Raw genomic sequence first — 11260 nt, forward strand, 5'->3', positions numbered from 1 at the left:
ATCTGTGTTTTATAATTTGTTGCCTAAATCTTCTTTTTTAGATGTGGGGACCTGTTGGATCGTTAATTTGATGCCCAAATCTCGTAGTTCTTTTGAATTCGCTGTTTCTTCCGCATTCAAAAAAACTGCGTTCCCATATTGTTTTGAACCTTCTTTCTTAGTGATCCCCCCATAGTTGATTTCAGTTACTTTAGGATAGTGCTGACAAAAATTCAAAGTATCTTTCGTATTGCCAAAAACAACTAAAATATTATCTTTAAGGGTTTCGATCTTAGGCATTTTTTTCAGCATTTCTGCCACACCGAAAATATTCAGTTGGATGCCGTTCGGCTTTGAAAGGCTCAGTGACATCTTTTTAAATTCATCGTTAGCTGCCTCATCATTTACAACAATGATCCGTGTGATATTCAATGCTTTACTCCATGAAAAGACAACTTGTCCATGTAATAAACGATGATCGATCCGAAATAACTTGATCATAATTCTTCCTCCTTCAATTGTTTTTCCTTGATGATTTTAGAGCAGTTGACAATAGCTGTTTGGCTTTCTGAAATAAAATCATTTATTTGTTCTTCTGTTATTTTCTTTGACTGACTAGCAAATAACAGAACTAACGGTAAGTTTATCCCAGCTAATAAATGGACCTGTGGGTATTCCTTTAACAATTGGATCATTTCTGTATTGACACTCCCACCTAGAATGTCTGTGAGAATATAAATATCTTTTTCTGTATTTTCCTCAATCAACTGTTGAACCTTCTCTTTTATAGACTGGTCATCATCTCGAAATGCGCTAAATGCATGGAGATTGTCTACTTCACCAATAATCATTTGTAGTGTCTGTTTCATCCCTTGTGCTAATTGTCCGTGACTTGCTAATATAAGCAGATTCATTTTTTCGCCTCCTTGTTGTCATTTGATTAAAAGCAAATTTCGTACCAATAATTGTTGATAGAAAAAAAGAACCGTACATCAAACTGATCAACATATTATTCAACACTTATATTGGGCTTGCTACAATGTTGATTGAAGTGTTGAAAAAAAGCATCTCCAAAAGTCATGACGACTTCCAAAGATGCTTTTTTCTAATTTTCTGTTATATGGTAGTGTTTCTATTATTCGTTGATCAATCGATCGCTCTCTGTAGTGTGCTCAAATTTTTTTAATAGATAGATTTTTCGAATATTCAAAACCAATGTCTTAATGACCGCATAAACTGGGATACAAATCAGCATCCCCATGATTCCAGCCACACTTCCGGCTCCTATCAAAACTAAAATGATGGTTAATGGATGGATATTCATCGACTTTCCAAATAATAATGGTTTGATGACATTCCCATCCAACTGTTGGATGACCAGTATAGAAAGTGCCATATAAAGCGCTTGAAATGGTGAAACAAATAAGCCAACGATCACTGCAGGAACCGCGCCAATGAATGGTCCCACGTAAGGTATGATATTCGTGATCCCACAACATACAGCGAGTAACAAACTATACGGCTGATTAAAAATCGTCATTGCTATAAAGCTCAATACACCGATGATCACTGCGTCTACGATCGTACTACTGATATATGCCGATAAAGTATCATTCAGTTCTCTCACAGTTTGCCGCAACTCACCACGTATATTTTGTGGGAAAAATTTTGAAAGTGCGTCAATAAATTTATGTCCATCTTTGAACATGAACAATAAAATGAATGGCACTGTAAATAATAGAATAAAAAACTGGAGCATGAAAGAAATGATCTTTGATACACTGCTTGTCAAACTTACCAATGCGATATTGAAGAGATTGCTAAGAGATAAGTTTGCAGAAGCTAACTGTTCCTCTAGATTGAAATTTTTAAATTCTTCTCTTTGTGCCACTTCATTCAGCCATTTACTCGTTTCTTCAGCGTAGGTTGGTAAGCTTCGTGTTAATTGAATCGTTTGTTCGACCAATTGAGGAATCACATTCATGATTGCTAATACTGTAACCACGATCACTACAATTAATACCAAGATGTACCCGTACACTCTTGGTATCCGATGTTTTTCCAAAAATGAAACTACCGGATTAAACATATAGTAAAAGAAGCCAGCAATTAATAACGGCAAGACAATTGCTGAAATCATTTTTAAAACTGGACTAAAGACATTCGGCATCTGGATGATAAAAAAGACACCGATAATCGTCAATACCAGTTCAACAGTCCAGAATAATAATTTTGATTCTTTAAATTTTGAATACATACATCTCCTCCAACTTTTGATAAGTCTATTCTATCATTCCCATTAAATTAAAGCGCTATTTTATGAGAAATTTTAACTTTTATCTTATTCAATCATTACAATCAACAAAAAGGACAAAACATTCAGCCCTAAGACCCTCAAAAAATGAATAATTTTTGAAGCCCCATGCTTTTTGTTTTGTCCTTTTTTTATTTAGTTGATACAGAATGAACTTTACTGAGCAATGCTCACCAAATGAAGTTTTGTGATATTTTTATAAGTCGATAATTCTTCAATCACTTCTGCGTAAGTCATGTTTTTAGGTAAATTTATCGTATAAATGTTTTTATATACTCGATAATCTTCTACAAATTTCACGTCAAAATTCACATCTTCGATAATAATATCGCGTTTTTCAAAATAATCTGCCAGAAAATCTTTCGTTTCTTTTCGGTGGATAAATTGGATCTCCAGCTTTTTAGTCGTTGGAACATGGATAATTTTTTTGACGACTGTCAATGCAAGCACAATTCCGATAAAACTAATAATAGCAATCGCATAAAACCCCATACCAATCGCAATGCCTACCCCCGCAATTGCCCATAAAGACGCTGCGGTCGTTAAACCTGTAACAGACTGCTTAGTGACGATGATCGTTCCTGCACCTAAAAATCCGACACCACTGACTACTTGAGCAATCAGACGTGCTTCATCTGACCGGATCGTTCCAACTAATTCCGGATATTCTAACACATCACGCATTGCTTTACTAGCGATTTCCACTTGGATCAGTGCGATGATACACGCACCAATACAAACTAAAATGTGCGTACGCATGCCTGCCGGTCTATTTTTGTATTGTCGTTCAAACCCGATTGCTCCACCAAATAGTAATGCAATCCCCAATCTCAGGATGATTTCTGGAATAGTTAATATCATATCATTCATTTCAACACCCTCTACTTCAATATATCATGTTTGAAAGATGGAAACAAAAAAGACTGATTTCTGGTAGAAAAAAAGAGTGCGTGACAAGACGTTTGCCACACCCTCTTTTTTAGTTTTTGAAAAGTTTGCTTATAATTTGCTTCCAGCAGCATCATCGATAATAACGATGACATTGTCGTGATTTTGTAATGCACTGGCTGGCATATCTGTTGTTACAGGTCCATCGATCATTCCTTTGATTGCATCTGCCTTGTTTTCGCCATATGCAAGTAAAACAATTTCTTTTCCTTTAAGAATTGAACCCACGCCCATTGAAACAGCTTTAGTCGGAACATCCTCTGCTTTTTCAAAGAAACGTTTATTGGCATTGATCGTTGATTCAGTTAAATCAACTACGGATGTTTTCCCATCAAATGGTGCGCCTGGTTCGTTGAAACCGATATGACCATTTTGGCCGATACCTAAGATTTGGATATCGATCGGATGTTTTTCGATCACTTCATCATACTCTTTGCAAGCTGCTTCAAGATCGTCCGCTTTTCCATTTGGAACGAAAGTTTCTTTAAATGTTTTTTTATCAAACAATTGGACATTCATAAAGTGACGGTAGCTTTGGTCATCATCCCCACCTAGTCCAACATATTCATCCAAGTTTACAGAAGTCATGTTACTGAAATCTAGATCGCTTGAAGTCATTTCTTTATATAATGTGATTGGCGTACTTCCTGTCGCAAGTCCTAAAACCGTAGCACCATTATCCATACCTTTTTTGATAATTTCAAAAGCTTTTTTTCCGCCTTCTTCAGCGTTTTTCACACGAATGATTTCCATAACGACTACTCCTTTGTTTTTGGTATAGCCCAATTATAGCATTCTTTTTTTATTTTTACAACATTAGTATAGACCAAATATCGTACTTTTTGTATTTTCTTGACAATGCCTTCCTGCCCGTGTTACGTTTCATTAGATACGATGTTTTTTAGACTGGTTGCATTTTATTCAACTATTTTACAAGAGTCTAGGCCGAAAGTATGAATCTACAGAGTTTTTTTCTGTTCCAACCTCTTTTACCTTACTCTTTTTAGAGAAAATACGAGAAATATTTCCCAAATCATTTTAACTATTTCCCTTGAAATTGAGTTTTAAAGTGTCTTCCTCATCGTTAGAAAGGAAATCACAATGAGTATTTTAACTTTAACAAATATTACCCAGCAATTTGGGGATAAAATTTTATATGAAAATGTTCAGCTACAAGTCAATGCCGGCGAACACCTAGGCTTGATTGGACAAAATGGTGCTGGTAAAAGTACCTTGATCAAAATCATCACTGGCGAGATCTTGCCTGATGATGGTCAGATCCATTGGCAAAAAAATACCCACCGAGGCTATTTAGATCAACATGTAGAGGTAGATGAAACCTTAACAATCGAAGAATTTCTAAAAACAGCTTATTCAAAGTATTTTGAAAAAGAGGCAAAAATAGCTGAACTATATCAAGAATATGGTGAGAATTTCGATGATAATCTCCTTGAAAAAGCAGGAAAGTTACAAACAGAACTAGATCAGGGGGTTTTTTATCAAATCGATACTTTGGTAGCAGAGATGAGCAGTGGCTTAGGGATCGATGTCCTAGGTCTGGATACCCCTCTAAAAAATCTTAGTGGCGGACAACGTTCGAAAGTCATCTTGGCAAAATTATTGTTGGAGACCCCAGATGTCTTAATTCTAGATGAACCAACCAACCATCTAGACGACCAGCATATCCAATGGCTGACACAGTTTCTCCAAGAATTTGAAGGAACATATATTGTCATCTCACATGACCAAGAATTTCTAGACAAGATTACTACTCACATCGCAGATATCGAATTTGGTAAAATCACAAAATATACGGGACATCTAAAGCAGGCATTGAAACAAAAAGAACAAAATCGTGAAAGCTATTTGCGCCAATTCCATGCACAGCAAAAGCAGATCGAGAAAACAGAAGCTTATATCCGTAAATATAAAGCTGGTTCACGTTCTACGATGGCGAAGAGTCGCCAGAAACAGCTAGATAAAATCGAACGCTTGACACCACCTGCTTCCGCAGCTAAAGCGATTTTTGATTTCCCATTTGCACCGATCGTGACTACTCTTGCTGTTGAAACAACTAATTTAGTTATCGGTTATGAACGTCCTTTACTGGCGCCGATCAATCTAACGATTCGTTTTGGTGAAACAGTAGCTATCCGAGGATTTAACGGGATTGGTAAATCCACGCTTCTAAAAACATTGATTGGAGAAATCACACAGTTAGATGGGGATTATCATTTTCCTGATAATACGAAAATCAATTATTTTTCACAAGATCTCCATTGGGAAAAACCTTTAGAGACTCCTTTACAATATTTAAGTGCCCAATTTCCAAAGGCAACGATCAAGGAGTTACGACGCCAATTAGCTAAATCAGGGCTTGTCAATCAATTAGCCAGTGAACCGTTATCAACCCTCAGTGGTGGGGAGCAAACAAAAGTCAAGCTTTCTCAATTGACGATGAATCAAGGAAACTTATTGATTCTTGATGAACCGACAAATCATATCGACCATGAAACTAAGGATAGTTTGCAAAAGGGGATCCAAAAATTCCCTGGTACTGTCATCATTGTTTCCCATGAACAAGAATTTTACCAAGATCTAGCAGATAGAGTCATCGAGATCGAAGGCTTATAATAAACGAATATCCTTCTATTCAAACAAGAGGTTAGGAGAAAGCTTTACGCTTTGTCCTAACCTCTTATCTTATTTTGGCAAAAATGCGTTGGTTGATCACAACTAGGATACTTGATACGTTTTTTCCCTAAAAACAACATATTGAAAGAAAAAAGCACATAATTGGAAAGCAATTCCAGCCAGTGTTACGCCTGTCCAACCATATTGTTGCCACATTGTAGTACCAAGCAATGAACCAGCTGCTCCACCAATAAAGTACATAAACATAAAAATAGTATTGTTACGATTGCTTGCTGCCTCTCCCAAACCTTGTACTCTCGTTTGATTCGCCACTTGTCCAAATTGGTTCCCAACATCCAACAAGATGATCGCTAACAATAATACAACCAAATAATCACCTGCAATAAATAAAGCAATAAAACTAATCGTTTGCATAGCCAAGCCCATACCTACGATCTTGCGTTCTGAATAGGAATCTGCTAGTCGCCCAACAATTGGTGCTGCTACAGCCCCAGATAAGCCAAATATAGCTAAGATTCCAGCTTCAAAAGTTCCCCAATGATACGCCGGACTACTGATATAAAAAATCAACGTTGACCAAAAAATCGAAAATGTCCCAAACATAAAGAAACCGCTGATAGCTGCTTCTCGTAGCAAACGTTGTGTTTTTACTAAATGTGGCAAGCTTTTTAAAGAGTCCACATAAGAAACTGTTTTCGTCGTTGCTACTGTCGTTCTTGGCATTTTCCAATATAACAGTCCTGTTAAAACAGCAACCAAGACTAATGCAAATAAGTAAATCATCCGCCATGAGAAAAGACTCGCTACGATCCCCGAAACAGTTCGAGAAAGCAAGATTCCCACTAAGAGACCACTCAGTAATGTCCCCATCACTTTTCCTCTTGCTTTTGGCCCAGCTAGAACCGCTCCATACGGAATAATGACTTGCGGTACGATAGATAATAAACCAATCAAGAATGACGCACAAGCAAACAACGTGAATGATGGCGCAAAAAAAGCTGCTAATAATGAAATTGCTGATAACGCTGCCATCCGAATAATCAATTTAGGTCGATCAACAACATCACCTAACGGAACTAAAAATAATAATCCTAGTGCATAACCAAGTTGAGTCAACATCGTCAAGATTCCGACGGCACTCGTACTGACGGACAGACTAGTCGCTACTTTCGTTCCAATCGGTTGGATATAATACATATTCGCTACAACTACGCCGCATGTGATCGACAAAAGTAAAATCAGCGAGCGTGTTAACGGTGTTTGTTCGTTTTTTTCCATTTATTTCCCCCATTTCCTTTATTAGTTTACAACTTCTTTAAAAAATAGGAAACAGGAAAGTCTAGCACAACCAATCTTTTATCGATACAAAACAAACATTCGTTATTGAAATCTTTATACAAGAAAAAAATTCATTCTACTTGTTTTTTTCTATGGTCTTTATAGATAACTACAATCAACAAAGTCAAAATCAACACACTTGCAATCAAGAGCAATGCTGTTTTACTGTATCCATGAAATAAAGCCTCTCCTCCACACGCATACAAAACAGAAGATGGGATCACCCCAACAATGATCGACATCAAAATTTCTCGAACTTGTAAATTCAACGTCGTCGTTGCAAAGTTGATCACCGATGAAGGAATGATCGGCACCATGTATCCCACCATGATCCCGATTTTTGGGTGTTTCATGCTACGAATCGCTTTGACCCAACGATTTGATTTTTTAGAATGGTCAACTAATTTCAAATATTGCATAAGAGAAATCGCTAAAATATTCCCAGAAGCATTCCCTACAATATTGATCAATGCACCAAGAAAAGGACCATAGCTTAGCCCTACAATCACTCCGATGACTGCAGTAGGTACTCCTGGAACAGCACACATGATCCCCATCAACAAAATCAGGATCACTGCCGCAGAAAGACCATGGGAGCGTACACTATGCAACAATTGTTGTTCATTTGCTTTAGGATCAATTAACAGATGGATATCTGATTGGTATTCCAAATACAAGTGGTACCCTAAAAAAAGGATCAGCAAAATACCCAGCGCGATCAATACTTTCTGTAATTTTTTACTTTTCATTTTTTCACCTACCAAAACACTGATTATGTATTAGTGTACCATACATATAAAAAAAAACAGCCAACCTAAAGATTGGATCAGCAAGTCCTTGTTTGTTTCTTGGAATTTGGTTTCTGTCCTTTCATCCTAAAGCCAAACAAAAAAGCTAGAACCCTCATAACAAAGATTCTAGCTCATAACAATCAAAAGTGATTATTTTACTGTTTTTATTTTAACCCTTTCTACTTAATTCTAGTTAAAGCTAAGTCTTGAAAAAGCAAGGTTCTCGGTTGCGACCACTTTCTGAATAATTCTGTTTTTATTTACAAAGTATGGTCAAAGTATGGTCATTATTGATACAATACTAATATATAGTAGCAAACTGATATCTAGGAGGAATTAATGTGAGTAACCAATGTCCCAGATGTCAGAGCAAAACATAAACGGTTTGACTATGTAAAGTATACTTTTGTTGATCCTGAAAAATATACTGATTAGATATCAATAATTCCGATAAAAATTTTCCCCTATGATATAGCGCACAATACAATAAGGTGTTTTTTGTATATGTCTCATGTGAGACGATGATTCCTTATAAAAAGATAAAAGTTGTTAATGAATCTTTATAAATACAAAATTCTACCTATTTAATCACAACTTTTATTTTTTCTATCAAAATGATATTATGTAAGTATATTATTCGGAGGATCATTGAAATGGAACTGCTTTTAACAGATGAACAAGCACAACATCTAATTAAGATTTTCAAAACGACTTTGAAACGCCATGAAATATATTTATCAGAAAATTCGAATGGAATTATTCCATTAAAATCCTTTGAAGGAAAATATGCTTTCACTTTAAGGTATCACTTTTCTATTAGTAAAAAAACTATACACTTTATGGATAACGACACAAAACATACTCTTTTCAGAGTTAATCTTAATAATGGGTTCCATAAAAATGCTGACGGAGAAAAAGTATACGGAAATAGAATAAACATATTTTCCGAAGAAGAATTTTACACTAGACAAATAACGGGAGATTCATATACGCATTATAAATGTTTTCCGCTTCCTTTTGAAAATATTTCAAATACCGATGATTTCTTTAAACTGTTTAATGATATTTGTCAATTTGCAAATATTGAAAAACAAGATAATATAATAATAGAACTAGCTAACCAAGAAACTTTATTCTAAATATAAGGAGGGGATTATATGGATGCAAAAAGAATAGCTGCAAGTTATATTGACTGGGTTAAAACAAACTATAATTTTAAAGACATTGATGAAAAAGGTTCCATAGATATCCAAACTCCATATTTAGATAACTTTGGTGATAACATATCATTCGTTATAAAAAATAAAGATGGACATCTTATTATTTCAGATGAAGGTTATACCGCTTGGAACTTAGAAAGTCACGGAATTTGTATATCAAGAAACAAAACATATAGGAACAATATGCTTAAATCCATTGTAAATTTTGAGAATGCTAGTTTAACTCATGATAATGAAATTTTTAAAAAATTGGACTTAAAAAAACCTGGACAAACAATACATGATATGACTCAAATACTTATAAAAGTCAATGATTTAACTTTTGTACGGAAAACTGTAGTATCTGAGTTATTTTTAGAAGAAGTTACAAACTACTTTAATAATAATCAAAAAGAATTTAAAAAAATTCCAAGTTTCTCAATTACTGGTAAATCACAACTTGGACACAGAATAGATTTTGGATTCATAACAGCCGAAGGAACAAAATTAGTAAAAGTCCATAATTCACTTAGAAGAAATACTATTGAAAGTGCTATTGCTACTCTAGTTGATACTGCTGAGTATAGGCAAAAATACTATCAAGAAGCTGAAAGTCTTAATCTATTAATTGGTGACTTAGATATTAGTAAAAGTACTACATTAAATAATATCGAATCTTTAAAAGAATATAACATTGATGTTATAGATTTTAAGAACAAAAAAGAAGTGAAGGACAAATTATCTTTCGGATAATTTGTCCTTCGCTTCTTTTTATATAATCTGAAAAAGCATATCTATTTAACCAAAAACACCAAAATGGTTAAATAGATATGCAATCTTGTTTTATATCAAGCTAAAATTAATTATGTACCCTGTAGGACTCGAACCTACGACCGGACGGTTATGAGCCGTCTGCTCTGACCAACTGAGCTAAGGGTACAGGTTGTTGCCACCATTATGTGACAAAAGAAAGAGTTTGCGGCAACAAACCTATTATCGCATAATTTTGGAGTGTGACTAGTAATGATAGTGAACATATGCGATAATAAATATATTTTACCGAACATTTTTTAGAATTGTCAATACGATTATGTACAGCTCCTCAACGAGGAGCTTTTTATTTATATTTATAAAGTTAAATATATATCCTTAATCCGCACATCATTTACTGCACCTTCACCATTTGCTTGGTTACAACGACGGAAAATGACATCGATTTTTGTGCCCTTTTTCACCCAACCTAAATCGACAGTAACGTCCATTCCCAAGGCATCGCCACCTTTGTAACCATAATTTTTCTTCACGTCAGGTCGTTTGATTCCTTGCGAAGCCACACGAGTGATTTCTTTTGTGGTACCATGTTCCATAATTAAGATATATGCAAATTTACCAATTACACCTTCTGGTTTATCTGGTACCAGCCATCCTGCAATTCGTTTTTTCCCTTTACTTACTTCATTGAACTTTTCTAGTTTCGCCCATGCGTTCCCTTGATGAACAGCTTTACTTGCTGCTACTGCTTTGTCATGGTCGGATGGTGTTTGTGGTTTTGATACTGCATTTGTAGAAGAAGTAGCTCCACTCAGAGATTCGCTTGTAATGGCTTCAACTATCCCTTTCGCGATCGCATCAAGATTTTTTGTTAGCTCATCAATATCCCGCTTGTTCGTAATGAATCCTAATTCGACCAATCGATAAGAAATACCTCGATTTGCAAAAACATTACAGTTTAATAAGTCTGATCTTCCTACCACACCAGTAGGTTTCGATGATCCCCACAATCCAACATACTTCTCAATCACTTTCGCAATCGCAAGATCATTACTATCCGCTTTAAATCGAGCGTTGATAATCACATGGCCATTTTCAGCGTTAGGATTTTCTGATCCATCCAAGTGAAACTCTGTCACAGAAGCATAACCATTTACGTCATACGCTCCACCTCCAGCTTTTGTTTGTTGAAACATATCTAGCGATTCATTGTAAAAGTCGATTTGATTCCTTTTCAACTTAGAAGCCCATGCTTTCAATTTTTG

General features: G+C 35.5%; 11 protein-coding genes, 1 tRNA gene and 1 pseudogene. 4 read left to right on the top strand and 9 right to left on the bottom strand.

From position 1 onward, the window contains the following. Positions 1–9 precede the first annotated feature (9 nt). The 5 genes from DVW83_RS04910 to nagB form a co-directional block, all read right to left on the bottom strand. Positions 10–480, bottom strand: coding sequence for a PTS sugar transporter subunit IIB (locus DVW83_RS04910; RefSeq protein WP_104660022.1), 471 nt, complete (start codon positions 478–480; stop codon positions 10–12). Then, entirely contained in the window at positions 477–893 is a 417-nt protein-coding gene (locus tag DVW83_RS04915) for a PTS sugar transporter subunit IIA (RefSeq protein ID WP_104660023.1), read from the bottom strand. Before DVW83_RS04915 ends, DVW83_RS04910 begins: the two co-directional genes overlap by 4 nt. Positions 894–1114: 221 nt before the next feature. Beyond that, positions 1115–2236 carry an AI-2E family transporter gene (locus DVW83_RS04920; RefSeq protein ID WP_104660024.1) on the bottom strand — a complete coding sequence of 374 codons (1122 nt, stop codon included), beginning with the start codon at positions 2234–2236 and terminating at the stop codon, positions 1115–1117. A gap of 213 nt (positions 2237–2449) precedes the next feature. Then, a complete protein-coding gene (locus DVW83_RS04925; protein WP_104660025.1) occupies positions 2450–3163 on the bottom strand; it encodes an MgtC/SapB family protein in 714 nt (237 codons plus the stop codon). 129 nt (positions 3164–3292) lie between these two features. Then, positions 3293–3994 (bottom strand): glucosamine-6-phosphate deaminase, encoded by a 702-nt coding sequence (gene nagB / locus DVW83_RS04930; protein WP_104660026.1) that lies wholly within the window; start codon positions 3992–3994, stop codon positions 3293–3295. Positions 3995–4342: 348 nt separating this feature from the next. Here nagB and DVW83_RS04935 point away from each other — a divergent pair, with 348 nt between their 5' ends. Next, the gene (locus DVW83_RS04935; RefSeq protein ID WP_137239090.1) at positions 4343–5875 is read left to right on the top strand and encodes an ABC-F family ATP-binding cassette domain-containing protein; all 1533 of its coding nucleotides are present in this window, start codon (positions 4343–4345) and stop codon (positions 5873–5875) included. A 102-nt stretch (positions 5876–5977) separates the two neighbouring features. On the opposite strand, the gene DVW83_RS04940 is transcribed toward DVW83_RS04935, so the two are convergent. Both DVW83_RS04940 and DVW83_RS04945 read right to left on the bottom strand, forming a co-directional pair. Continuing rightward, entirely contained in the window at positions 5978–7174 is a 1197-nt protein-coding gene (locus DVW83_RS04940; RefSeq protein ID WP_104660027.1) for an MFS transporter, read from the bottom strand. A 131-nt stretch (positions 7175–7305) separates the two neighbouring features. Then, the gene (locus DVW83_RS04945; RefSeq protein ID WP_104660028.1) at positions 7306–7983 is read right to left on the bottom strand and encodes a TVP38/TMEM64 family protein; all 678 of its coding nucleotides are present in this window, start codon (positions 7981–7983) and stop codon (positions 7306–7308) included. Between the two features lie 387 nt (positions 7984–8370). Between DVW83_RS04945 and DVW83_RS16105 the strand changes: the two are divergent. The 3 genes and pseudogenes from DVW83_RS16105 to DVW83_RS04955 form a co-directional block, all read left to right on the top strand. Next, positions 8371–8460: pseudogene (locus tag DVW83_RS16105) on the top strand (DUF5960 family protein); the annotation flags it as partial. Positions 8461–8678: 218 nt separating this feature from the next. Continuing rightward, positions 8679–9164 (top strand): DUF6978 family protein, encoded by a 486-nt coding sequence (locus tag DVW83_RS04950; protein WP_104660365.1) that lies wholly within the window; start codon positions 8679–8681, stop codon positions 9162–9164. Positions 9165–9182: 18 nt separating this feature from the next. Beyond that, positions 9183–9977 (top strand): DUF1828 domain-containing protein, encoded by a 795-nt coding sequence (locus DVW83_RS04955; RefSeq protein ID WP_104660366.1) that lies wholly within the window; start codon positions 9183–9185, stop codon positions 9975–9977. A 113-nt stretch (positions 9978–10090) separates the two neighbouring features. Here the strand turns inward: DVW83_RS04955 and DVW83_RS04960 are convergent. Next, positions 10091–10164: transfer RNA gene (locus DVW83_RS04960), tRNA-Ile, on the bottom strand. A gap of 187 nt (positions 10165–10351) precedes the next feature. Further along, the coding region (locus DVW83_RS04965) for an N-acetylmuramoyl-L-alanine amidase (protein ID WP_238699359.1) at positions 10352–11260 on the bottom strand (909 nt) is incomplete at its 5' end.

The sequence above is a fragment of the Enterococcus sp. VV15 genome (assembly GCF_005236045.1).
Classification (GTDB): Bacteria; Bacillota; Bacilli; order Lactobacillales; family Enterococcaceae; genus Enterococcus_B; species Enterococcus_B durans.

What these genes read in the sequence shown, in the direction of transcription:
- DVW83_RS04940 (WP_104660027.1), bottom strand. Translation starts at nt 7,174, where the DNA reads ATGGAAAAAAACGAACAAACACCGTTAACACGCTCGCTGATTTTACTT.
- DVW83_RS04915 (WP_104660023.1), bottom strand. Translation starts at nt 893, where the DNA reads ATGAATCTGCTTATATTAGCAAGTCACGGACAATTAGCACAAGGGATG.
- nagB (WP_104660026.1), bottom strand. Translation starts at nt 3,994, where the DNA reads ATGGAAATCATTCGTGTGAAAAACGCTGAAGAAGGCGGAAAAAAAGCT.
- DVW83_RS04935 (WP_137239090.1), top strand. Translation starts at nt 4,343, where the DNA reads ATGAGTATTTTAACTTTAACAAATATTACCCAGCAATTTGGGGATAAA.
- DVW83_RS04920 (WP_104660024.1), bottom strand. Translation starts at nt 2,236, where the DNA reads ATGTATTCAAAATTTAAAGAATCAAAATTATTATTCTGGACTGTTGAA.
- DVW83_RS04945 (WP_104660028.1), bottom strand. Translation starts at nt 7,983, where the DNA reads ATGAAAAGTAAAAAATTACAGAAAGTATTGATCGCGCTGGGTATTTTG.
- DVW83_RS04925 (WP_104660025.1), bottom strand. Translation starts at nt 3,163, where the DNA reads ATGAATGATATGATATTAACTATTCCAGAAATCATCCTGAGATTGGGG.
- DVW83_RS04910 (WP_104660022.1), bottom strand. Translation starts at nt 480, where the DNA reads ATGATCAAGTTATTTCGGATCGATCATCGTTTATTACATGGACAAGTT.
- DVW83_RS04955 (WP_104660366.1), top strand. Translation starts at nt 9,183, where the DNA reads ATGGATGCAAAAAGAATAGCTGCAAGTTATATTGACTGGGTTAAAACA.
- DVW83_RS04950 (WP_104660365.1), top strand. Translation starts at nt 8,679, where the DNA reads ATGGAACTGCTTTTAACAGATGAACAAGCACAACATCTAATTAAGATT.